Annotated in this window: 19 protein-coding genes; 13 read left to right on the top strand and 6 right to left on the bottom strand. The window is 73.2% G+C overall.

The window, feature by feature from the left end:
* Positions 1-208 precede the first annotated feature (208 nt).
* On the top strand, positions 209-598 hold the full coding sequence (locus ABTW95_RS02965) for a hypothetical protein (RefSeq protein WP_500224011.1): 390 nt from the start codon (positions 209-211) through the stop codon (positions 596-598).
* A gap of 13 nt (positions 599-611) precedes the next feature.
* Here ABTW95_RS02965 and ABTW95_RS02960 read toward each other — a convergent pair whose 3' ends face one another.
* The gene (locus tag ABTW95_RS02960) at positions 612-1430 is read right to left on the bottom strand and encodes a MauE/DoxX family redox-associated membrane protein (protein ID WP_396447393.1); all 819 of its coding nucleotides are present in this window, start codon (positions 1428-1430) and stop codon (positions 612-614) included.
* Positions 1424-2374 carry a hypothetical protein gene (locus ABTW95_RS02955; protein WP_500224008.1) on the bottom strand — a complete coding sequence of 317 codons (951 nt, stop codon included), beginning with the start codon at positions 2372-2374 and terminating at the stop codon, positions 1424-1426. The genes ABTW95_RS02960 and ABTW95_RS02955 overlap by 7 nt, the downstream gene beginning before the upstream one ends.
* Before the next feature lie 321 nt (positions 2375-2695).
* On the opposite strand from ABTW95_RS02955, the gene ABTW95_RS02950 reads away from it, so the two are divergent.
* The 3 genes from ABTW95_RS02950 (at position 2696) to ABTW95_RS02940 (ending at position 6662) form a co-directional block, all read left to right on the top strand.
* On the top strand, positions 2696-3175 hold the full coding sequence (locus ABTW95_RS02950) for a SigE family RNA polymerase sigma factor (RefSeq protein ID WP_396447391.1): 480 nt from the start codon (positions 2696-2698) through the stop codon (positions 3173-3175).
* 103 nt (positions 3176-3278) lie between these two features.
* Complete coding sequence (locus ABTW95_RS02945; RefSeq protein WP_396447390.1) at positions 3279-4889, top strand: long-chain fatty acid--CoA ligase; 1611 nt, start codon at positions 3279-3281, stop codon at positions 4887-4889.
* Positions 4890-5081: 192 nt separating this feature from the next.
* Positions 5082-6662, top strand: a complete 1581-nt coding sequence (locus tag ABTW95_RS02940; RefSeq protein ID WP_500224004.1) for an RNA polymerase sigma factor — start codon at positions 5082-5084, stop codon at positions 6660-6662.
* A gap of 4 nt (positions 6663-6666) precedes the next feature.
* On the opposite strand, the gene ABTW95_RS02935 is transcribed toward ABTW95_RS02940, so the two are convergent.
* Positions 6667-7437 carry a MerR family transcriptional regulator gene (locus ABTW95_RS02935; protein WP_500224002.1) on the bottom strand — a complete coding sequence of 257 codons (771 nt, stop codon included), beginning with the start codon at positions 7435-7437 and terminating at the stop codon, positions 6667-6669.
* 63 nt (positions 7438-7500) lie between these two features.
* Here ABTW95_RS02935 and ABTW95_RS02930 point away from each other — a divergent pair, with 63 nt between their 5' ends.
* The 3 genes from ABTW95_RS02930 to ABTW95_RS02920 all read left to right on the top strand — a co-directional run bounded on the left by ABTW95_RS02930 (position 7501) and on the right by ABTW95_RS02920 (position 11443).
* Positions 7501-8481 carry an adenylate/guanylate cyclase domain-containing protein gene (locus ABTW95_RS02930; protein WP_396447387.1) on the top strand — a complete coding sequence of 327 codons (981 nt, stop codon included), beginning with the start codon at positions 7501-7503 and terminating at the stop codon, positions 8479-8481.
* Between the two features lie 26 nt (positions 8482-8507).
* On the top strand, positions 8508-10064 hold the full coding sequence (locus ABTW95_RS02925; RefSeq protein ID WP_500223996.1) for an N-acyl-D-amino-acid deacylase family protein: 1557 nt from the start codon (positions 8508-8510) through the stop codon (positions 10062-10064).
* A 167-nt stretch (positions 10065-10231) separates the two neighbouring features.
* Positions 10232-11443: an alanine racemase gene (locus ABTW95_RS02920; RefSeq protein ID WP_500223993.1), complete on the top strand. Its 1212-nt coding sequence runs from the start codon at positions 10232-10234 to the stop codon at positions 11441-11443.
* 205 nt (positions 11444-11648) lie between these two features.
* Here ABTW95_RS02920 and ABTW95_RS02915 read toward each other — a convergent pair whose 3' ends face one another.
* On the bottom strand, positions 11649-12569 hold the full coding sequence (locus ABTW95_RS02915) for a sigma-70 family RNA polymerase sigma factor (RefSeq protein WP_500223989.1): 921 nt from the start codon (positions 12567-12569) through the stop codon (positions 11649-11651).
* A gap of 10 nt (positions 12570-12579) precedes the next feature.
* On the bottom strand, positions 12580-12957 hold the full coding sequence (locus ABTW95_RS02910; RefSeq protein WP_500223985.1) for an SgcJ/EcaC family oxidoreductase: 378 nt from the start codon (positions 12955-12957) through the stop codon (positions 12580-12582).
* 159 nt (positions 12958-13116) lie between these two features.
* On the opposite strand from ABTW95_RS02910, the gene ABTW95_RS02905 reads away from it, so the two are divergent.
* Complete coding sequence (locus ABTW95_RS02905) at positions 13117-13917, top strand: SAM-dependent methyltransferase (RefSeq protein WP_500223983.1); 801 nt, start codon at positions 13117-13119, stop codon at positions 13915-13917.
* A 27-nt stretch (positions 13918-13944) separates the two neighbouring features.
* Here ABTW95_RS02905 and ABTW95_RS02900 read toward each other — a convergent pair whose 3' ends face one another.
* Complete coding sequence (locus ABTW95_RS02900) at positions 13945-15534, bottom strand: serine/threonine-protein kinase (RefSeq protein ID WP_500223980.1); 1590 nt, start codon at positions 15532-15534, stop codon at positions 13945-13947.
* A gap of 161 nt (positions 15535-15695) precedes the next feature.
* Between ABTW95_RS02900 and ABTW95_RS02895 the strand changes: the two genes are divergently transcribed.
* The 5 genes from ABTW95_RS02895 to ABTW95_RS02875 all read left to right on the top strand — a co-directional run bounded on the left by ABTW95_RS02895 (position 15696) and on the right by ABTW95_RS02875 (position 21959).
* A complete protein-coding gene (locus ABTW95_RS02895) occupies positions 15696-17216 on the top strand; it encodes an alpha/beta hydrolase domain-containing protein (protein ID WP_396454272.1) in 1521 nt (506 codons plus the stop codon).
* A gap of 176 nt (positions 17217-17392) precedes the next feature.
* On the top strand, positions 17393-18226 hold the full coding sequence (locus tag ABTW95_RS02890) for a CPBP family intramembrane glutamic endopeptidase (protein WP_396454273.1): 834 nt from the start codon (positions 17393-17395) through the stop codon (positions 18224-18226).
* Positions 18223-19377: a sensor histidine kinase gene (locus ABTW95_RS02885; protein WP_500223976.1), complete on the top strand. Its 1155-nt coding sequence runs from the start codon at positions 18223-18225 to the stop codon at positions 19375-19377. The genes ABTW95_RS02890 and ABTW95_RS02885 overlap by 4 nt, the downstream gene beginning before the upstream one ends.
* Entirely contained in the window at positions 19374-20033 is a 660-nt protein-coding gene (locus ABTW95_RS02880; RefSeq protein WP_396448093.1) for a response regulator, read from the top strand. Before ABTW95_RS02885 ends, ABTW95_RS02880 begins: the two co-directional genes overlap by 4 nt.
* A 330-nt stretch (positions 20034-20363) precedes the next feature.
* Positions 20364-21959: an FAD-dependent monooxygenase gene (locus ABTW95_RS02875; protein ID WP_500223974.1), complete on the top strand. Its 1596-nt coding sequence runs from the start codon at positions 20364-20366 to the stop codon at positions 21957-21959.
* The last annotated feature ends 293 nt before the right edge of the window (positions 21960-22252 follow it).

The following is a 22252-nucleotide window of genomic DNA, read 5'->3' as shown; positions in this document are numbered from 1 at the left end:
TCGCGTCTCTAGCAATAATTCTAGAAATCCGTAGATTTAGCTCGCCCCATTCTCTGGCCGTGTATAGCACCTCCTAGTATTTTTCCTAGAAAGTCCTATAGAAAGCCAGAGGTCGCGTACCGAGCCCGGTGTTGCCTGGTGGGACGGGGTGGGTAGGACCCCGACGGATGCCCACTGAACGGGCACAAGGTCTAAGTCGGGGGGAAGCATGACAGACCGAGACCGGTTCCGCGGTCAGGACACGGACCACGAATTCAGCCAGGAAGACTTCACCGGCCAGGACGAGACCACCTCGTCCTCCGGCTACGACGACTCCATGGGCTTCGACGAGTCGCTGGGCTACGACGAGGCCGTCGGCTACGACGAGGCCGTCGGCTACGACGAGGCCGTCGGCTACGACGAGGCCGTCGGCTACGACGAGGCCGTCGGCTACGACGAGATGCAGGACCAGGGCGGACGGATGCCGCACCCCGGGGACGAGTACACGTCCGAGCGAGACACCTACCACGGGCAGGACGCGTACTCGGCCCACCACGAGGACGAGTACGACACTCACGAAGAGGAGCTCGGAAGCGGGGGCGCCGAAGGCGGCCGGTGACCCGTCCTGCGCGCTAGACGGCCGCCGCCGGCTCGGGCGTCACGACGGCCGCGCGCACGTCCCGGTCCTGTCCGGCGGTGGACACGGCGAACACGATCTCCACGTCCCGGTCGTCCACCCGGGCCGCGAAGACCACGAACCGCCGGCAGCCCTCGCGCCACACGTCCAGCGGGACGGCGCTCGCGACCGCGTTCTCGTACGCGGCCCACTCCGCGCTCTCGTGGAGCGTCGCGTACGTCTCCGCCAGCGGGCTGCGCCGCCGCTCGCACGGCGGCTCGGCGGGCGCGCGCCGCCGCTCCACCAGCTCGGCCAGCTCCGGCGACAGCGCCGCGAACAACGCCAGCTCGACCGCGAGGACGAGCCCGACCTGGGATTGGACGTCCCGCAGCACGTCCAATCCCGCGAGCGGCGCGCCGAGGGACGCGACCGCCGCACCGGTGAACAGCACGGCCCGCAGCACGCTGCGCCGCCCGACCTTCTTGCCGCTGAGGCCGCCGAAGCAGCCGCACCCGGCGTCCGGCCTGCGGACCCTCAGCTCGCCGACCACCCAGGTCGCCGCCGCGAACGCGACCGTCGTCGCGAGCCGCACCGACAGGTGCGAGGTGACCAGCAGCGCCAGCCCGAGGAGGCCCTCGCCGGCCGCGAGCCCGACCGTCATGCCGCGGTTGCGGCGCACCGCCGTCAGCCGCGCGAGCCCCGCGGGCACGGGCACGCCGTGCACGTGGTCGGGGGCCTCCGCGGCCGGCTCGCGCACCGTCAGCTTCGCCGCGCACGCGGCCAGCAGCACCGCCGCGAGCAGCAGCACCTGCGAGTTCTGGAACGCCGTCACCATGGCCCCTCCACCGGCAGATCCGGGCGGACGGAGGCGTTGAAGCAGCCCGCGTCGAGTTCGCCGCCGAGCCCGGCGAACGCGACCGGCGTCAGCTCGACGATCCGGCCGCGCGGCGACGCGCCGCACTCCACGCACCGGTCGCAGAACCGGGCCGCCGTGCAGCCGCACTCGACCACCGGCACCGCCGCGGCCCGGCCCCCGCACTCGTTGCGGACGCTGATCAGGCTGCCCACCGACAGGTACGGGAACGGGACGCAGCCGGACGGGGCGTCCGCGCAACCCCCGGCGGCCCCCTCGGAGTCGACCGCCGGATAGGCCGCCCCGTCCGGCGTCTCACCGCCGGCCTCCCCGAACCACGTCGCCGTCCCGCGCAGCACCCCGGGGACGGGCGCGGTCGCCTCCGGCGCGGCGAGGTCGTCCGCCCGGTATCCGGGCTGGGACGTGCCGGGGCGCACCGCCCGCGGCCCGTCCGGGGAACCGACGCAGATCACGTCGATCAAGTAGCCGGGCTCCAGCCGCGGATGCCGGACCAGCACCCGCTGCAGGGCGTGCGGGGGGATCACCACACGGGCGCGACCGCGGTGGGCGCCCATGTCCACCTCCACGGTGTCCCTCCCGCACGCCAGAATCGTTCCGGCGACCCGTCGTATGTCGACCCAGACCCGATCCGCGACGAAGACGCCCCGGCCGCCGAGCGGGCCGCCCGTCCCCTCGGCGCCGGCGCCGCCCTCCTTCAGCCGGACGATCACCGGGCGGCCCGGCCGGAGCGCGGCGAGGCCCCCGCGCCCGCCGTGCCAGATCCCGGTGTCCCCGCTCATCGCGAACCGGACCTCCGTGCCGCCCGCGGCCAGCGCCAGCAGGTGCGGGCTGGCGTCCAGGACGATCCCGCCCACCGCCCGCAGCGGCGGCTCCGCCGCCGGGAGGCCGGGGGGCGCACCGAACACGGCCGCACGCCGGCGGCGGCGCGCATCGCTGCGCGCGTCACGTAAGGGGGACGGCATCGCGGCACTCCGGCATTGATCACTCTGGGCGACGGATGGGAAGACGCTGCGTCAAGGCTCACGTGCCGTGACCTCGCCTGTCGACGGATTTGTCGCGATAAGTCAGCCACCGGTGGACGTCTGATCTACCTCGGGTAAAGATTATGAACTGGTTGACCCGGATATGTGATTTGTGTAGGCCCAGAATCACGATCTCCCTGCGATCGTCGACCACACCGGGAGCGGCCCGGCGCCGGCTCCCCAACCCCTTGGTCCGGTGGTGCTGTGAACGCGACGCGTAACGAGGAGTTCCGCGCGTACGTGGCGGAACGCAGGCCCGCCCTCCTCCGCACGGCCATGAGGCTCGCCGCCGACCGCGCCGAAGCGGAGGACCTGCTGCAGGCCGCCCTCGCCAAGACCTACCTCGCCTGGGACCGCATCGAGGACCCCGCCGCCGTCGACGGCTATGTCCGCCGCGCCATGGTCAACACGCAGATCTCCTGGTGGCGGCGCCGCAAACTCGAGGTCTACCCCACCGACCGGCTCCCGGACCGTCCCGTCGAGGACCACACCGACCGCAGCGAGATGCACGACGCCCTCGGCCGCGCCCTCGACCGCCTCCCCGAACGCCAGCGCCTGGCCGTCATGCTCCGCTACTACGAGGACATGTCCGAGCGCGAGATCGCCGAGGTCCTGGGCGTCAGCGTCGGCACGGTGAAATCCACCGTCTCCCGAGCCATGGCCCGCCTCAGAGAGCTGTACTGAATGGCACGGCCAGTGGGTTCTGCCCCTGGGCGAACACCTGGTCTCTGGGCTAGAAAGACCTTGGGAAGCCGTTTCTGGCAGGAGGCGTGACGTGTTCAGCACCATGCAGGATTTCCCACTGACGATCACGACGATCATGCGCTACGGCGCGGAGGTCTTCGGCGGCGCCGAGGTGTCCACCTGGACCGGGGACGGGGCGCGGCGGCGGAGCTACGCGGAGGTCGGGGAGCGCGCCGCGCGGCTGGCCGGGGCGCTGCGCGGCCTCGGGGTGGACGGCGACCAGCGCGTGGCCACGTTCATGTGGAACAACGCCGAGCATCTGGAGGCCTACCTCGCGGTCCCGTCGATGGGCGCGGTGCTGCACACGCTCAACCTGCGGCTCTTCCCCGACCAGCTCGTCTACATCGCGAACCACGCCGAGGACCGGGTCGTCATCGTCGACGGGTCGCTGATCCCGCTGCTGGCGCCGGTGCTGCCGCAGCTGAAGACCGTCCAGCACGTGGTCGTGGTCGGTGAGGGGGACGCGGCGCCGCTGGAGGGCGCGGGCAAGGAGCTGCACCGGTACGAGGAGCTGCTGGCGGCGGCGCCGGCGACGTTCGACTGGCCGGAGATCGACGAGCGGTCGGCCGCGGCGATGTGCTACACGAGCGGCACGACGGGGAACCCGAAGGGCGTCGTGTACTCGCACCGGTCGGCGTACCTGCACTCGATGGCGACGTGCACGGGCAACGCGATCGGGCTGAGCGCGTCCGACATCGTGCTGCCGGTGGTGCCGATGTTCCACGCGAACGCCTGGGGCATGCCGTACGCGGCGATCATGGCGGGCGCGCCGCTGGTCATGCCGGACCGGTACCTGCAGGCGGAGCCGCTCGTCCGGCTGATCGAGGCCGAGCGCCCGACGATCGCCGGGGCGGTGCCGACGATCTGGTCGGACGTGCTGCGGTACGCGAAGGAGCACGGGTCCGACCTGAGCTCGCTGCGGCTCGTGCCGTGCGGCGGGTCGGCGGTGCCGGAGGCGCTGATGCGCGGGTTCGACGAGATCGGCGTCCGGATCGTCCAGGCGTGGGGGATGACGGAGACGTCGCCGGTCGCGACGGTGGCGCACCCCCCGGCGAAGTCCTCCGGCGAGGAGGCGTGGCGGGCGCGGATGAGCCAGGGCCGCGTCCTCGCGGGGCTGGAGATGCGCGTCGTCGGGGACGGCGACCGGGTGCTGCCGAACGACGGGGAGGCCGTGGGGGAGGTCGAGATCCGCGGGCCGTGGATCACCGGCGCCTACTACCTCGACGAGGACCCCGGCAAGTTCCACGACGGCTGGCTGCGGACGGGCGACGTGGGGACGTTCTCGGCGGACGGCTACCTCGTCCTCACCGACCGGGCCAAGGACGTCATCAAGTCGGGCGGCGAGTGGATCTCCTCGGTGGAGCTGGAGAACCACCTGATGGCGCACCCGGACATCGTGGAGGCGGCCGTCGTCGGCGTCCCCGACGAGCGGTGGCAGGAGCGGCCGCTCGCCTCCGTCGTGGTGCGGGACGGCGCGACCGTCACCCCGGAGGGCCTGCGGGAGTTCCTGTCCGACCGGGTCCCGAAGTGGCAGCTCCCCGAGCGGTGGGCGTTCATCGACGAGGTCCCGAAGACGTCCGTCGGCAAGTTCGACAAGAAGGTGCTGCGGCGCCGCTACGCCGACGGTGACCTGGAGGTTCGCCAGATCGGCTGACCGGATTCCCTGCACCGGGTCACGACCCGCGTGATTACGGAGAGGGGCGATAAGCCTCCCGGGTGTTACCTTAACGGTGGATTTCGGGAGATGATGTGGTGCAGATGGGGTCCGCGGGTGTATGCAAGGTGGGCTGATTGTCCGGACGACCCCCGTGGGGGCGGACCCCTCATGCCGCTGCCGGGAGCGTGAATGCCCAGGTTGTCCACCTCCGCACGCTCGGCCGACCGCGAACTGGTCAAGGGGCTGAACGAAGGCGACGAGGCGGCGCTCGCCGCGCTCTATGACGAGTACGCCGAGCGCCTGTACGACTACGCCCTGTCGATGACGGGGGACGGCAAGACCGCCGCGGAGGTCGTCCACGACACGTTCATCGACGCCAGCCGCCGCGCCCCCCGGATGCGCGACCACCTGCACCTCGGCTCCTGGCTGTACGGGGCGGCGCGGCGCCGCTGCGTCCGGCGGGGCCGCGCGAAGGTGCTGTTCTGGGACCGGGACGGCGAGTTCGCCGACGCCGCGTTCGTGGACCGTGCCGATGACGACGGCCTCGGGCTCGAATGGCCGCCCGCCGACGAGCTGCACGACCTGCTCCGCGGCTGCCTGGCCCGGCTGGAGCCCGTCGACCAGGAGGTCATGTTCCTGGCGTTCCGGCACGGCCTGCGCCCGGCCCGGCTCGGCGCGGCGCTCGGCCTGTCGCCGCGGCGGGCCGCGGCGCGGATCCGCCGGGGGCGCGCCGAGCTGGAGGCGGCGCTCCAGGACGTCCTCCGCCGCACCGAGCGGGCGTGCGCCGCGGGGCGGGCGGAGGTCGCCGTGCCGGCGGTCCGCGCGGCGGCGCAGGACGAGCCGGACCCCGCCGCCGCGCCGCGCCCGGGCGGACGCCTGGCGCGGGCGCTGCACCGGCGCGCGGCCGACTCCCCCGCCGACCCCGAGACCGAGCGGCATGTCGCCGACTGCGTCGACTGCCTGCGCCGCGGCCGGGTGTCGCCCGCCGCGCTGCTGCGCCGGGCGCCGGCGCCGATCCTGCCGGCGGCGCTGCGGCACCGCGTCATGCACACCGCGACCGACCCCGAGCTGGCCGGGTACCGGGCCGACATCGCGGCGCGCGGCGGCGCGCTCACCCCGTCCGGCCTGCCGAGCCAGCCGGACGTGCCGTCGCCGTTCACCCGCCGGTGGCTGTTCACCGCGGGCGGCATGGCGGGCGCGCTGGTCGCCGCGCTCATCGCGGTGTTCGCGATGGGGCCAGGCATCGGCAGCGGCACGCTGTCCTGGCCGCCGTTCCACACGCAGCCGCAGCCGTCCATCACCAAGGTGGCGCCGCCGGACGGCTCCGGCGGCGGAGGGCGCCCCTCCCAGGCGCCGGGCGGGGGGACGCAGAACCGTCCCGTCCAGCCGCCGTCGAGCCCGCCCGCGCCGGAGCAGGATCCGAAGCAGACCCAGGACCCGTCGGCGCCGCCGTCGCAGCCGGCCGACCCGCCCGCGCGGCCCGGCGTCCTCGTCGTGAGCCCCGCCGAGGTCGAGATGTACGGCACTAAGACCGCGCAGGTCAGCCTCACCGCGAGCGGCGGCCCGGTGACGTGGACGGCGATGACCTCGACGAGCCAGCTGATCCTCTCGGAGATGCAGGGCGGCATGTCCGAGGGCGGCACGATGAACCTGACGCTCACCCTCCGCACGGCGATCATCGGCCTGCCCGGTCAGGGCACGGTGACGTTCACCGACTCCGAGGGCGCGGCGCACCAGGTGAAGGTCGTCTGGGGCGCCACGCTGCTGTGACGGCTCAGCCGCCGGCCCGGCCGTCCTCCCCCAGGGCGTCCCGGATCGTGGCGAGGCGCTCGCCGAGCGCCTCCTGCACGCGGGCCTCCATCGCCCGCGCGATGAACGGCTCGACGACCATCTTCACCAGCGGCCGCATGCGGCGGACCACGGCGGCGACCTCGGCGACCTCGTCGCCTCCCGGGACGGGCTTCCCCTCCAGCCGGTCGAACACGTGCTCCTGGACGAGGTTGACGAACCGTCCGGCGATCACGTCGCAGTCGTCGCGGATCTCCGCGGCGATGTCGAGCACCGAGTCGAGCGGGATGCCGGCGGCGACCAGTTCGGCGCCCACGTGCAGCAGCCGCGGGCTCGGCACCCGGAACTTCTCCCCGTCGGGCTCGATCAGCCCCAGCTCGACGGTGCGCTGCCGGACGCGGGCGATCTCGTCCTCGTCCAGCCCGGCGCCGAACTTCTCGACGAGTTCCTCATACGTGGTGGTGCCGGGGATCTCGTCCGACCAGGGGTCGGTCAGGACCTTCTCCAGGCCGAGCACCTCGCCGACGTCCTTGCCGGTCTCCCACGCCGAGAGCAGGTCCTTGATGATCGCGAACGTGTAGCCGCGGCCGAGCAGCTGGCCGATCAGCCGGAGCCGCGCCAGGTGCGCGTCGCCGTACATCCCGACGCGGCCTTCGAGACGCGGCGGCGGGAGCAGCCCCCGGTCCTGGTAGGCGCGGATGTTCCGCACGGTGCTTCCGGCCAGCCGCGCCAGCTCGTCGATTCGGTACTCGGCCATATGGACGTGATCTTACTCCCGCACCCATTGTTACATTATTCGATGGCACATAGGGTTGCGGCCATGGCGGACGACATCGAGGAGACCCTCCTCGGCGGCCCCCTGCGCTACACGCGCAAGGAGGTCGAGACCCTCTCCGGCGTCCCGGACGACTACGCGCGCCGCATCTGGCAGGCCCTCGGCTTCCCGGCCCCGCCCGACGACGAGGTCGCGTTCACCGACGGCGACGTCGCCGCCCTCCGCGAGATCAAGGACCTGCTCGCCCACGACATGGTGGACGAGGAGATGGTCCTTGAGCTGGTCCGCGCCGTGGGCCAGACGATGGGGCGCCTCGCGAGCTGGCTCGGCGACGTGTGGCTGGCCCGGCTCGGCGAGCTCCGGTCCGCCGAACCCCTCACGTCCGACATGGTCACCGCCGCGCTCGCCGCCACCGAGGAGCTGCGCCCCGCGTTCGAACGCCTCCTCCTGCACGGCTGGCGCCGCCAGCTCACCGCCGCCGGCATGCGCGCCGCCGCCACCACGGAGGCCGCCCACTCCGACCCCGCCGCCGGTCTCGCCCACCTCGCCGTGGGCTTCGCCGACATCGTGTCCTTCACCCGGCTGAGCAGGCGCCTCGACAGCGACGCCTTGGCGGCGTTCATCGAACGCTTCGAAACGACCACCGGCGAGATCGTCGCCGAGGCCGGCGGCCGCATCGTCAAGACCCTGGGGGACGAGGTCCTCTTCGTCGCCCCGACCCCGTCCGCCGCCGCCGACATCGGGCTCAGCATCGCGGACCGCTTCAACCAGGCCCCGGACTTCCCGAAAGTCCGCGTGGGCCTCGCCTACGGCGAAGTGATCCAACGCCTGGGCGACGTCTTCGGCACCCCGGTGAACATGGCCGCCCGCCTGACGTCCACCGCATACCCGGGAACGGTTCTGGCAGGCCCCGCCCTGGCCGCAGCCCTCCCGCGCGACACCTACGAAGTCTCCTCCCTCCGCCCCCGCCCGCTACAGGGCTTGGGCCGAGTGAAGCCCTACGTCCTGCGCCGCCCCCGCCCCTGACCCCTCTCTGGGGTGAATGAGGTCCGATGCACGATCTGCTGGTTCGCGGGGGGACGGTGCTGGACGGCACCGGCGGGCCCGCACGCCCCGCGGATGTCGCCGTCTCCGCGGGACGGATCGTCGAGGTCGGGGGCATCGCGGGCGCGCGGGCGGTCAGGGAGATCGACGCCGCCGGCCGGTACGTCATGCCGGGCTTCATCGACACCCATGTGCACGGGGACGCGGCGGTGTTCGACCCGCGGGTGCAGCTCGCGGCGCTGCGGCAGGGCGTGACGACGTTCGTGCTGGGGCAGGACGGCGTGTCCTACGCGCCGGCCGGCGCGGAGACGTTGCGGTATGTCGAGCGGTATTTCGCACCGGTGAACGGCAGCCATCCGGGTTTGGACGGCGGGACGGTGCCGGTGGCGGAGCTGCTCGATACGTACGACCGGCGCGTTCCGCTCAACACCGTGTACCTGCTTCCGCACGGGACGATCCGCCACGGCGTCATGGGCACCGCGCGGCGGGCGCCGGACGCCGGTGAGCTGGCCGCGATGCTCGCGGAGGTCGAGCGGGGGCTGTCGGAAGGCGCCGCCGGCCTGTCGACCGGGTTGGAGTACGTGCCCGGCGCCTACGCGGACGCGCGGGAGATCGCCGCGCTGTGCGCGCCGGTCGGTGCGGCCGGGTTGCCCTATGTGACGCACATGCGGGGTTACGAGGCCGACGCCGTGCGGGCGATGGCCGAGGTGCTGGAGATCGCGCGGGCGGGGCGTGTGGCTCCGCACGTGTCGCACTACCACGGTCCCAAGGACGAGCTGGCCGGGCTCGTGGACGGGGCGCGGGCCGAGGGCGTCGATCTGACCTTCGACAGCTATCCCTACCTGCGCGGGTCCAGCACGTTAACGCTGGTCACGCTGCCCTCGTGGCTGCCGATCGCCGATCTCGACGCGACGCTCGACGCGCTCGCCCGGCGGGACGTCCGGGAGAGGCTGGAGGCCGAGTGGTTCGCGCACCGGGCCGAGGTGTGGCCTCGCGTCACGCTGTCGCACGTCCCGGCCGACGGGTTCCGGTGGGCGGAGGGCATGACGCTGCCGGACGCGGCGGCCCGCATGGGGAAGGGCCCCGGCGAGTTCTGCTGCGACCTGCTCGTCGCCACGCGGCTGGAGGCCGGGTGCGTGTTCATGCAGCCGCCGACCAACAGCGAGGAGTCGGTGCGGGCGCTGCTGCGGCATCCCGCGCAGATGGCCGGGTCGGACGCCGTCTACCAGGGCGGTCATCCCCATCCGCGCGGGTGGGGGGCGTTCGCGCGGCTGCTGGGGCGGCACGTCCGCGAGCTGGGCGACTGGACGTGGGAGCAGGCCGCCGTCCACCTGGCCGGGCGCGCCGCCGACCGGTTCCGCCTGCGCGACCGGGGCCGCATTGAGGCGGGACGCGCCGCCGACCTCGTCGTCCTCGACCCCGCGACCGTCACCGACCGCTCCACCTACGAGAATCCCCGCGTTCTCGCCGAGGGGGTCGAGCACGTCGTCGTCAACGGCGTCCCGGTCCTGGACGACGGCGTCCTCCGGCAGGCGAATCCGGGACGGGTCCTGAGGCCGGCCTGACGCCCCGGCTCCCGCACCGGTGGGGCGCCTCGCGGATTGAGACCGGCGGTACCGGGCCATCAGTAGGTCAGGGAGGTCGGCCCGATGGTGGAGTGGACCTGCCCGGACATCTCGCGCGCGCCCGGGTCGTCCCGGCCGCGCCGCCGCACCGAAGGAGGGAACCAGCCGTGAGCCTCGCCGTTCCGGACGAGCACGTCGACTGGCGGACGAAGGGCCTGTGGCAGCCCGCGCCCGTCTCGCTGCGGGAGTTCGCCGCCGCCCGGCACCCGCTGTTCGGCGGCCCGTTCACCTGGCCGGTCATGGTGGCGCGGCGCACGGCGCTGGAGCACAACATCGCCGCGCTCGCCGGCTTCTGCGCCGAGCACGGGCTGGCGTTCGCGCCGCACGGCAAGACGACCATGGCGCCGTCGCTGTTCCGGGCGCAGCTCGACGCGGGCGCCTGGGGCATCACCGCGGCGACCGCGAACCAGGTGCTCGCCTACCGGACGCTCGGCGTCCCCCGCATCCTGCTCGCCAACGAGCTGCTCGACCCGACCGCGCTGCGCTGGCTGGGCGGCGAGGTCGACAAGGGCATGGACTTCCTGCTCTACGCGGACTCCCCCGAGGGCGTCGCCGCGATCTCCGCGGCGGCCGGGGGACGCCCGTTCAGGGTGCTCGTCGAGCTGGGGCACGCGGGAGGACGCACCGGCTGCCGCACCGTCGAGCAGCTCACCGGGGTCGCCCGCGCCGTCACCGCCGCGCCCGGCACCGAGCTGGCCGGGGTCGCCGGATACGAGGGCGGGCTGCCGGACGTCCCGTCCGCCGCCGCCTACCTCCAGGCGCTGCGGGACGCGACCATCGCGCTGTCCCCGCTGCTGCCGCGCGAGGTGGTCGTCACGGCGGGCGGCAGCGCCTACTTCGACCAGGTCGCCGAACGGCTCGCCGGCGACTGGCTGCCCGGCCACGACCTCACCGTGGTGCTGCGGAGCGGCGCCTACGTCTCCCACGACGACGGCCTCTACACGGAGAAGACCCCGTTCAACCGGGTCCCCGGGTCGCTGGACGCGGCGCTGGAGATCTGGGCGCAGGTCACGTCCGTCCCCGAACCCGGTCTCGCGATCGTCGGGATGGGCAAGCGGGAGGCGCCCTACGACGCGGGCCTGCCGGTCCCGCTGCGCGTCCGCCGCCCGGACGGCACGGTGCTGCCCGCCGAGGGGCTCCGCGTCACCGGCACCAACGACCACCACGCCTACCTGGCCGTGGACGGGCCGGCTCCCCGCCCCGGCGACCTGGTCTGCTTCGGCATCTCGCACCCGTGCACGGCCTTCGACAAGTGGCAGGTCATCCCGGTCGTGGACGACGACCACACCGTGACCGACCTGATCCGCACGTACTTCTGAGAGGACGACCATGATCCCCCGCTCGACGCCGGGAGGCGCGCCGCGGGCGATCAGCCCGTAGACCTCGGTGGCGGCGCTTCCCGCGAAGCCCGCGGCTCCGACCAGCCAGACGGGACGGCCCTGAAGAGCGGTCGAGTGCATCGCTTGCTCCTTCCAGAAGAGGTGCTTCCGGAAGGACGTCGATTCCGCCGGGGCGTTTTCGACATCAGTTGAGGATCGGCGCCAGGGCGAACGCGGAGAACACGTCCGGGTGCTGGAAGACGACGTTGCGTGCGATGCCCTTCGGCGTCACCGTGAAGACCTGCAGGGTGTGGAGCCGGTAGGCGCCGTCGGAGAAGTGGTAGGCGACGGCGGCGGGCTGGGCGTTCGCGGTCGTCCGGGTCATGCGCCAGCCGGTGCCGCGCATCGCGAACACGCGTTCCATGAAGCGCCCGTAGTCGCGCCTGCCCAGGTACCAGAGCGGGACGGGCGGCATCTCCAGGACGGCGTCGTCCGTCAGCAGCGCGACGAGCCCCGCGACGTCGGCGGCCTCGAACGACTCGATGTAGCGGTCGAGGACAGCGCCGGCGCCCGCGTCGTCCGGCTCGGCGATCTCCTCCTCCGGCGCGACCCCGGCCAGCCCCGCCCGCGCCCGCTGCAGCGCGCTGTTCACGGCGGCCGGGGACGTCTCCAGCAGCCCGGCGACCTCGGCCGCGCTGAACTCCAGGACGTCCCGCAGGATCAGCACGGCCCGCTGCCGGGGCGGCAGCACCTGCATCGCCGCGATCAGCGCCAGCCGCAGGCTGCCCCGCCGGACGGCCCGCGCCGCCGGGTCGTCCGGGAACGGCTGCAGCCACGGCACGTCCAGCGCCGGGGCGAGCGGCGCCTCCGGATCGCCGCTCGGCGCGCCCAGCCCGGACGGGAGCGGGCGCCGGGCCCGCCCCCGCAGAGCCGTCAGGCACGCGTTCGTCGCGATCTTGTAGAGCCAGGTGCGGACGGACGAGACCTCCGGGTCGTACCGGTCCCGGGCGCGCCAGGCGCGCAGCATCGTGTCCTGCACGAGGTCCTCCGCCTCGTGCACGGACCCGAGCATCCGGTAGCAGTGCACCAGCAGCTCCTGCCGGTACGCGCCGAAGTCCTCGTCCATCAGGAGCCTCTCAGGCCGGTGCGTTGGCGTAGGCGGAGACGAGCCACCGGCCGCTCCGCCTGGACAGGACCCAGGTCGCGAGCCGCTCGCGCTCGGCCCGGACCGCGTCCTCCCCCGCCATGATGATGCCCGCCCTGCTGACGATGACGGCGGTGTCGCCGTCGACGCGGACGTCCTGCGGCTCGTCCACGGCGCGGGACCCCTTCAGCGGCCCGGCGAACGCCGCCGCCATGTAGTCGCGCACCGCCTCGCGTCCCCGCTGGAAGACGCCGGGCAAGACCACGGTGGCGTCCTCCGCGTACAGGTCGGCGAAGGCGTCGGGGTCGTTGTCGGCCCAGGCCGCGTACATCCGTCCGAGCACGGCCCGGACGTCGCTCTCGCTGCTCATGGGGATCTCCTCTCGATCCGGTCGGTCGAGATGTGTACCGCCGGGCCGTCGCCGATTCATCGGTCCGGCCGGAAGAAGTTCCGCCGGACTCCGCGGGGGCCGCGGCGGGAAGCGGCCATTCCCGTGGCGCGGGTCTTCGGGAACGAGGAAACTCGTGCCATGGCCTCTCAAATCGATGAGTCGGTTCCGCATTCCGCCCGCATCTGGAACTACTGGATCGGCGGCAAGGACAACTACCCGATCGACCGGGAAATGGGCGACCGGATCGCCGCGGGATATCCGCAGATCAAGGCGCAGGCCATCGCCGACCGGGCGTTCATCGGCCGGGCCGTGCGCTACCTCGTCCAGGAGCAGGGCATCCGGCAGTTCCTCGACATCGGCACCGGCCTGCCGACCGTCGACAACACGCACGAGGTCGCGCAGCGCATCGCGCCCGAGGCGCGCATCATGTACGTCGACAACGACCCGCTCGTGCTGGCGCACGCCCGGGCGCTGCTGACGAGCACCCCGGAGGGCCGCTGCGAGTACCTCGACGCGGACGTCCGCGACCCCGACACGATCCTCGCCAAGGCCCGCGAGCTGCTGGACTTCACCCGGCCCGTGGCGGTCATGCTGGTCGGCATCCTGCACCACGTCGATGACACCGAGGAGTCGTACCGCGTCGTCCGGCGGCTGGTCGACGCGCTGCCGAGCGGCGGGCACCTGGTGATCAACCACGCGACGTACGCGGTGTTCGGGGACGCCTCCAAGGAGGCCGCGCAGCAGTACAACGACGCGGGCGGCCGCCCGCCCCTCACCCTGCGCTCCCCCGAGGAGATCATCCGGTATTTCGACGGCCTGGAGCTCGCCGAGCCGGGCCTGGTCAGCTGCGCCCGCTGGCGCCCCGACGAGAGCGACATCGCCGCCTGGGGCCCGCCCGCCGAGGTCGACGAGTTCGCCGCCGTCGCCCGCAAGCCGTGACCGGCCCCGCCCGCCGGGAGCCGCCCGTCAGGAGTCGGACGGGACGGTCTTGATGACGGCGCCCTTCTGGTTCACGGCCAGGTAGCCGCCGCCGTAGTCGTCGGTGAGGTAGATCATCATGGTCGGCCGGTCGCCGTTGAACGTCCAGGACGCGGTCACGATGACGTAGCGGTTGGTCGGATTCTTCACCTTGAGGGTGCGCTCCGCGCGGCGCATCAGGGCGGGGAGGGCGTCCCATTTGAAGGTGCGCAGGTTCACCTTGGCGTCGCCGGTCGTTATGCCGACGCTGGGGCGGCTGCGCACGGCCGCGTCCGCGCCCTTCTCGTAGGTGTAGTTGTCGAAGGCGCCGCGCCGTCCGGCCACGGGAGCGTCGGCGGAGGCGCGCTGCTCGTACACCGTGAACTGGGCGAACTCCCTGCTGCCCGACGCGTCCTCGAACATCTTGATCACGGCGCGGACGGCGGTCGGGGTGAGCAGCGACTCGACCTCATCGCCGCCTCCGCCGTTCGCCTCCCGCCCGGCCGAGGCCCTCTTCGACGACGAGTCATAGGGCTCGCGGGAATCCCCCGGATCGTCATTCTCCAGGAGTGCCGGAAGGACGAGCACACCCGCCGCGACGAGAATTGCGGCCCCTCCGGCCACGACGGCCAAAACGGCGCCGAGCACACCGGAGCGGCGTCTGCGCCGCAGTGAGGGATTGGTCGGCTGCACCGGGAACGGCGGCCTGCTCGTCCCCGGCCCGGGCATGGGGGCGAAAGGCGGCGGCGGGGGCGGCGGCGCCGCCGGGCCGGCGGCGGCGCGGGCGAGCATCGGGTCCAGCTGGGCGGCCGTCGGCCGGGCGGCCGGCTCCCGCACCAGCAGCGCTTGGAGGACGGGCGTCAGCGGCCCCGCCTGGCGCGGCGGCGGGATCTGCGCCGTCATGATGGCGCCCAGCGTCGCGGCCGTCGTGGAGCGGCGCAGCGGATTGGCGCCCTCCACCGCCACGTACAGCAGCAGCCCGAGCGACCACAGGTCGGAGGCGGGATCTCCCTCGTGGCCGTGCAGCCGCTCCGGCGCCATGTACTCCGGGGAGCCGACCAGCCCGCCGGTCGCGGTGACGCGGGACGCCTCCTGCAGCACCGCGATGCCGAAGTCGGTGAGGACGGGCGTCCCGTCCGCGCGCAGCAGGACGTTCGCGGGCTTGACGTCGCGGTGGCAGACGCCCGCCTCGTGGGCCGCGCGCAGCGCCGCCAGCAGCCCGCGCCCGACGGCGGCCGCCTCGGCGGGCGGCATCGGCCCCTGCGCCAGCCGCTCCTGCAGCGACTGCCCGCGGACCAGCTCCATCACCAGCCACGGGTGCGGCATGTCGGGCGAGTCGACGATGTGGTGGATGGTCACCACATTGGGATGGTCGAGGCGGGCGAGGGCGCGGGCCTCGCGCATCACCCGCTCGCGCCGCATCCGCGCGACATCCGGGTCGGCCTCGGCCGCCCCCGCGTCGGCGAGCCGCACCTCCTTCAGGGCGACCTCGCGCTCCAAGGCGAGGTCGAAGGCGCGCCAGACCGTGCCCATCCCGCCGCTGCCGAGCCGCTCCCGCAGCTCGAAACGGCCGTCGATCACCATCTCCGGAGAGGTCACGGCGCTCAGCCTAAAGCCACGATCTTCGCAAAACCCTGAATTCGCTCTACCGGGCCGAAGGGGGACGCCGGGCCGGACGCCGGTGATTCGCGCGATGCCCGGCCGGTACCGGGCGGCGGACACTGTGCTTCCCCATCCCCTGCTCCACGGAGGCACCTCCCATGCGCCCACCCCTACGGCGTCCCGGCCGCCGGGCCGCCGCCGCGACGCTCGCGGCGGCGCTGTCCGCCGCGCTGCTGAGCGCGCCGCCCGCCGCGCGCGCCGACGCCCCCGCCGACCCTGTGGTCACCGTCCCGCCGGCCGGCGACCACGGCTTCCCGTTCCTGGCCGCCGCCGAGGACCTGGGCTCGTTCGGCTACACCGAGAGCGAGTACTTCATCTCGGGGACGGCCGCGTCCTACGCCAAGTCCGGCTTCTGGGGCTCGAACGGGCGGTGGGACGTCCGGGAGTCCGGCCGCGCCGCGTACAAGAGCCGGCTGCTGGTGCGCCGCCCCACCGACCCGGCGAAGTTCAACGGCACCGTCGTCGTCGAATGGCTCAACGTCAGCGGCCAGATCGAGATCTCCCCCGACTACTGGTTCACGCGGGACGAGCTGCTGCGCAAGGGCTACGCCTGGGTCGGCGTGTCGGCGCAGTCGGTCGGCGTCAACGGCGGGCTCGGCGACGTCAAGGGCCTCAAGGGCTGGGACCCGGCCCGGTACGGCAGCCTCGTCCACCCCGGCGACGCCTTCTCCTACGACATCTTCTCCCAGGCCGGGCGGGCGCTGCGCAACCCCGACGGGCCCGACCCGCTCGGCGGGCTGCAGGTCAGGACGCTCCTCGCCGACGGTGAATCGCAGTCCGCGGGCTTCATGACCACATACGCCAACGCCGTCCAGCCGGTCGCGCAGGTCTACGACGGCTTCATGATCCACAGCAACAGCGCCGTCGCCGCGCCGATCAGCGGCCGGCTCGTCGACGTCCTGGGCATGCCGAACCCGTCCCGGATCCGGACCGACCTGCCGGTGCCGGTGTTCGTCGTCCTCACCGAGACCGACATCCCGGGCGCGTTCCTCGCGCGGCAGCCGGACACCGACCGGATCGTCCACTGGGAACTGGCCGGCACCGCCCACGGCGACCAGTGGGCCTACGACATGGGCGCCCCCACGATCCAGAAGTCGGTCGGCTCGGCCGGGCCGCAGGCCGACTGCGCCCCCGGGTCGGCGCCGTTCAACGACGGGCCCGGCCACTACTCGATGAACGCCGCGCTGCGGCTGCTGTCCGGGTGGGCGCGCGGCGGGCCGACGCCCCCGGGCGGGCCGGAGCTGAGCACCGTCTTCCGCGACCCGCGCACCGGCCTCGCCACCGGCGGCATCCGCCTGCCGGACGTCGCCGTCCCGACCCGGACCCTCAGCGGGGAGCGCGACACCAGCGGCAGCGGCGTCTTCTGCGGCCTCTACGGCGCCCGCGACCCGTGGAACGGCGACGCCGACCCGTGGGACCGGCACGACTCCGGCGACCCGTCCGACCCGTCGTTCCCCCACACGGCCGAACCGGTGCTGAGCACGCTCTACCCGACGCACGCGGACTACGTGGGCAAGGTGCGGGCCGCCGCCCAGCGGTCCGTGGACGACGGCCACCTGCTGCCGGAGGACGCGGCGACGATCATCACCGCCGCGGAGGAGTCCGGCATCGGGGGCTGACCCGCACCCGCCGACGCGAGCCCCGACCGCCCCGGCATGGTCATCGCGGGTGGCTCGTCCCCCGAGCGAGCTACCGGCAAGTGTCCACCGCGCGGTGAAGATTCCCGATCGCGTGATCCATAGCGTTCTTCTCGGCCGCGGCGCCAGGACCGCGGGGACAACGCTAGGGAGTCGACATGAAGCTGCTCATCCAGCTCTTGGCGGTCGGGGCGGTCGCCGGCGTCGGAGGCGCGCTCACCAGGGCGGTGCAGTGGGACACGCTGCCCACGCTGGCGCTCGGGCTCGCGTCGGCGGCGCTGACGCTGCTGGTGTACGTGTTCGTCGTGGGGCGGACGGAGCGCCGCCCCGTGACGGAGCTGGCCCGGGCGGGCGCGCTCCCCGCCCTCGGCCTGGGCGCGCTGATCGGCTTCGCGATGTTCAGCGCCGTCATCGCCAACCTCGCCTTCCTCGGCGACTACCGGGTCGACGGCTACGGCTCGGCGTCCGGCGCGGTCGCGCTGCTCGGCTTCATGGCCGCCGCGGCCGTGACGGAGGAGCTGCTGTTCCGCGGCATCCTGTTCCGGATCATCGAGGGGCGCATCGGCACCTGGTGGTCGCTGGCGCTGACCGGCCTGCTGTTCGGCCTGATGCACCTGGGCAACGAGGACGCCAACCTGTGGGGCGCCATCGCGATCGCCATCGAGGCGGGCGGGATGCTCGCCGCCGCGTACGCCGCGACCCGGAGCCTGTGGCTGCCGATCGGCCTGCACTTCGCCTGGAACTTCGCCGGGGCCGGCGTCTTCGGCGCCGAGATCTCCGGCAACGAGGCGCCGGACGGGCTGATGAAGGGCGTCACCTCGGGACCGTCCCTGATCAGCGGCGGCGAGTTCGGCCCGGAGGCGAGCATCTACTCGGTCGGGTTCGGCGTGGCGGTGATGGCCGTGTTCCTGTGGCTGGCCCACCGGCGCGGCGCCATCGTCCCCCGGAGGCGCCGCGACCGCGCCGCCGCGACCGCTAGCATCGCCCAGTGATCGATCTCCGGCTGATCCCGGACGCGTGGCGGCGGTACGACGTCACGGTCCGGGATCTGCCCTTCGCGCTGCTGCTGGCGGCCGGGTCGCTCATCCCCGCCCTGCACGACCTCGGGACGCAGGTCGGCGGGATGCCGGACCGCCCCTACGACGCGCTCGCGGTCGCGGCGATCGTCCTGCAGAGCCTCCCGCTCGTGGTGCGCCGCCGGTGGCCGGCCGTGTGCCTCGTCCTGGTGTCGGCCGGTTTCGCCCTCGACCAGCTCCGCGGCTACCACACGTTCGCCGGCACCGGGATGGCCATCGCGGTGCTGAGCGCGGGCGCCCATCTGGACAGGTTCCGGCGCACCGCCATGGCCGTCCTCACCGCGGCGTACGCGGCGCTGGCGGTCGGGCTCGAACGGCTCGGCGCGACCGAGCGGCCGGACGAGTTCGTGACGTTCTACCTGGCGGTGTGCGTCGTGTGGGGGCTCGGGGCCTACCTGCGCTCCACCAGGGCCGCCGAGGCCGAGCGCCGCCGCCGCGTCGCCGAGACCACCCGCGCCGCCGAACGCACCCGGATCGCCCGCGAACTCCACGACGTCGTGACCCACCACGTGACGGCGATGGTCGTCCAGGCCGAGGCGGCGCGCTACCTGACCGCGGCGCCCGACCGGCTCGAGGAGACCCTGGCCGCCGTCTCCGACACCGGCCGCCGCGCGATCAGCGACCTGCGGCATCTGCTCGACGTGCTGAAGCCCGACCACGACACCGAGGACGCGGCGCTGACCACCGGCGACCTCTCGTCCCTCGTCGAGCGGACGCGCAAGGCGGGGCAGCCGGTGGAGTTCACCGAGGAGGGCACCCGCGCCGAGTCGGCGGGCAGCGCCGAGTTCGTCGCGTACCGGGTCGTCCAGGAGGCGCTGACGAACGCCCTCAAGTACGCCCACGGCAGCCGCACCGAGGTCCGTGTCCGCTACGGCGAGAAGGAGATCTGCGTGGAGGTCGGCAACGACGGCACCGGTTCGCGGTCCGGGTCCCCCGGCGGGAGCGGGCGCGGCCTCGCCGGGCTGCGCGACCGCGTCGACGCGCTGGGCGGCGGGTTCAGCGCGGACCCGCGGCCGGACGGCGGCTTCGTCGTCCGGGCGCGCATCCCGGCGGGGAACGCGTCGTGACCGCGCCGGTACGGGTCTTGGTCTGCGACGACCAGGCACTGATCCGCACCGGCTTCACGACGATCATCGACGCCCAGCCCGACCTCGAAGTGGTGGGCGAGTGCGGCGACGGGCGCACCGCCGTCGACCTCGCCCGCAGGCTGAAGCCGGACATCGTGGTGATGGACGTCCGGATGCCGGTCCTGGACGGCATCGAGGCGACCCGCCTGCTGGCCGGGATGGGCGTTCCCGACCCGGTCAAGGTGCTCGTGGTGACGACGTTCAACCTGGACGAGTACGTCTACGAGGCGCTGCGCGCGGGGGCGAGCGGGTTCCTGCTCAAGGACGCCCCGCCGGCGCAGCTGCTGCACGGCATCCGCACCGTCGCGAGCGGCGCCGCGCTGCTGGCCCCCGAGGTGACGCGGCAGCTCGTCGGCCGGTTCGCGGCGCGGATCCGCCCGGCCGGCGACGGGCCGGACGACACCGCGCTGACGCCGCGCGAGCTGGAGGTGCTGCGCCTCATCGCGAACGGCCTCTCCAACAGCGAGATCGCCGCGGAACTGGTGATCAGCCAGGAGACCGTGAAGACGTACGTGTCGCGCATCCTCACCAAGCTGGACCTGCGCGACCGCGTGCAGGCGGTCGTCTACGCCTACCGCAACGGCCTGGTGACCTGAGCGCGAGGCCGCCGCCTCCACGACACCCCCCGATGCCCGCCCTCAGGCAGCAACCCCTACTGGCGGCCGCGCCCATTCGATGTGCCCTGGCCTGCTGCGCGGCGACGGCGTTCACCTGGTGTCGCGGTGCCGCTACCTACTGCTGATCTGTTTCAGGGGCGGCGGGTCGGGACGTGCGCTTGTCTCGCGGTTTGCCCATGTGATGCCCGATTTGCTCTGTTGTCCGCCATACGGACAAGTGTACGATCCGGGTATTCGCGCGGCGGCGGAGTGATCGCTGAGAGCAGGGCTCGGGCTCCGCCCACGAGGCGACGGGAGGGATGGAATCCGATGGCCGATCACGAGGTTCCCGTTCTCATCGCGGGGGGCAGCCTGGTCGGGCTGACCACCTCGCTTCTTCTCGCGGCGCGGGGAGTGCCGCACATGCTGGTCGAACAGCATCGGGGCACCGCGATCCACCCCAGGGCGGCGTCGTTCCACCAGGGAACGATGGAGGTCTTCCGCGGCGTCGGCATGCAGGAGGCCGTCGACGCCGCGGCGGAGCGGGAGTTCGTCCAGAACGGGGCGATCATCGCCGTGGAGAGCCTGGCCGGCCGGGAGCTGAAGTACTTCTACCGGTCCTACAACGACGGGGTCGAGGGGCTCAGCCCGACATCGCGGCTGTTCATCACGCAGATCGGGCTGGAGCCGCTGCTGCGCGACCGCGCGCGCGAGCTCGGCGCCGACCACCGCTTCGCGACCGAGCTCGTGCACTTCGAACAGGACGACGACGGCGTCACGTCCGTCATACGGCCACGTGACCGTGGAGCGGAACAGACCGTCCGCTCGCGGTACCTCGTCGCGGCCGACGGCGCGCACAGCCCCGTGCGGAAGGCGCTCGGGATCGAGGTGAACGGCCGCGGCGTCTTCGCCGACTGCGTCACCATCTACTTCAAGGCCGACGTCCGCGGGATGCTCGGGGACCGCAACCTCAGCGTCGTGTACGTCAACCACCCTGAGCTGCTGGGGTTCTTCCGCTTCTCGATCAACGCCGACTCCGGGTTCCTCGCCGTCTTCGCCACCATCGGCCCGGACGGCTCCCGCGACAGCAACGTCGGCGAGAACATCAGCACCGAGCAGTGCGCCGGCTTCGTGCGGACGGCGCTCGGCGCCGGCCCCGAGTTCCCCGTCGAGATCGACAACGTGCAGCGGTGGGGCGCGGCCGCCGGATCGGCCGCGCGATTCCAGGACGGGCGCGTCTTCCTCGTCGGGGACGCCGCGCACGTCATGCCGCCGACCGGCGGTTTCGGCGGCAACACCGGCATCGCCGACGCGGCCAACCTGGCCTGGAAGCTCGCCATGGTGCACAGCGGCGCGGCGGGCGCGGGGCTCCTGGACACCTACGACCCGGAACGCCGGCCGATCGGTCACCTGACCTCCGAGCAGGCTTACACCCGCTATGTCCTGAGGGTGGACGACTCCCTCCCCAAGAACGACCTCATGGATCCGCTGGACGACGCGTCCATCGAGCTCGGGCAGGTCTACCGGTCGGACGAGCAGCCCCCTCTTGAGGACCCGCGGAACCCCACCGGCCGCCCCGGCACCCGGGCGCCGCACCTTCCGCTGGAACGCGACGGCGTCTCGATCTCCACGCTCGACCTCGTCCGGGACGACTTCGTCCTGCTCACCGGCTCGGAAGGACAGGCGTGGCGCGATGCCGCCGCCTCGCTGGCCGCGTCCGAGGGATTCCCGCTGAAGGCCCACGGCATCGCCGCCACCGGCCCGGTCGTCGACAAGGAGGACCGCTTCACGAAGGCGTACGGGATCGGCACCGGCGGCGCCGTCCTCGTCCGGCCCGACCGCGTCATCGCCTGGCGGACGGCGGACCCCGCCGACGACCCCCGGGGCACCCTCGAAGAGGTCATGACCCGGCAGCTCTTCCGCTGACGCACGAGCGCCATGGCAGGCCGCCGGCGCTCGGAGAAGCCGCCGACCGCATCACCCGCGGTCGGCGGCTTCTTCCATTCGCGCAGGGCGCTGCAGCCGTCCTCGCTGGGGGCGCGGGAGCGGCCTCGGGCGGCGAAGGCGCGCGGCTCTGCGTCGTGCGGGGGCTGTTGCGGCGCCGCGCGGAGATCACTCGCCGTGCATCGAGATATCGCGAACGTAGCTGGTCGAAAGAAGCAAGATCCTGGCCCTCTTGACGTATTCGGCGAATAACACCAATACTTGTTGGTGAAATT

Source organism: Spirillospora sp. NPDC127506, from assembly GCF_040302145.1.
Taxonomy (GTDB): Bacteria; Actinomycetota; Actinomycetes; order Streptosporangiales; family Streptosporangiaceae; genus Spirillospora.
The sequence above is the reverse complement of the archived record's forward strand: the minus strand, read 5'-3'. Positions and strand labels throughout refer to the sequence as shown.

Excerpts from the sequence above, each read along its gene's own strand:
- ABTW95_RS02965 (WP_500224011.1), top strand. The coding sequence starts at position 209 with ATGACAGACCGAGACCGGTTCCGCGGTCAGGACACGGACCACGAATTC.
- ABTW95_RS02960 (WP_396447393.1), bottom strand. The coding sequence starts at position 1,430 with ATGGTGACGGCGTTCCAGAACTCGCAGGTGCTGCTGCTCGCGGCGGTG.
- ABTW95_RS02945 (WP_396447390.1), top strand. The coding sequence starts at position 3,279 with ATGCAGGATTTCCCACTGACGATCACGACGATCATGCGCTACGGCGCG.
- ABTW95_RS02940 (WP_500224004.1), top strand. The coding sequence starts at position 5,082 with ATGCCCAGGTTGTCCACCTCCGCACGCTCGGCCGACCGCGAACTGGTC.
- ABTW95_RS02935 (WP_500224002.1), bottom strand. The coding sequence starts at position 7,437 with ATGGCCGAGTACCGAATCGACGAGCTGGCGCGGCTGGCCGGAAGCACC.
- ABTW95_RS02930 (WP_396447387.1), top strand. The coding sequence starts at position 7,501 with ATGGCGGACGACATCGAGGAGACCCTCCTCGGCGGCCCCCTGCGCTAC.
- ABTW95_RS02925 (WP_500223996.1), top strand. The coding sequence starts at position 8,508 with ATGCACGATCTGCTGGTTCGCGGGGGGACGGTGCTGGACGGCACCGGC.
- ABTW95_RS02915 (WP_500223989.1), bottom strand. The coding sequence starts at position 12,569 with ATGGACGAGGACTTCGGCGCGTACCGGCAGGAGCTGCTGGTGCACTGC.
- ABTW95_RS02910 (WP_500223985.1), bottom strand. The coding sequence starts at position 12,957 with ATGAGCAGCGAGAGCGACGTCCGGGCCGTGCTCGGACGGATGTACGCG.
- ABTW95_RS02905 (WP_500223983.1), top strand. The coding sequence starts at position 13,117 with ATGGCCTCTCAAATCGATGAGTCGGTTCCGCATTCCGCCCGCATCTGG.
- ABTW95_RS02895 (WP_396454272.1), top strand. The coding sequence starts at position 15,696 with ATGCGCCCACCCCTACGGCGTCCCGGCCGCCGGGCCGCCGCCGCGACG.
- ABTW95_RS02890 (WP_396454273.1), top strand. The coding sequence starts at position 17,393 with ATGAAGCTGCTCATCCAGCTCTTGGCGGTCGGGGCGGTCGCCGGCGTC.
- ABTW95_RS02875 (WP_500223974.1), top strand. The coding sequence starts at position 20,364 with ATGGCCGATCACGAGGTTCCCGTTCTCATCGCGGGGGGCAGCCTGGTC.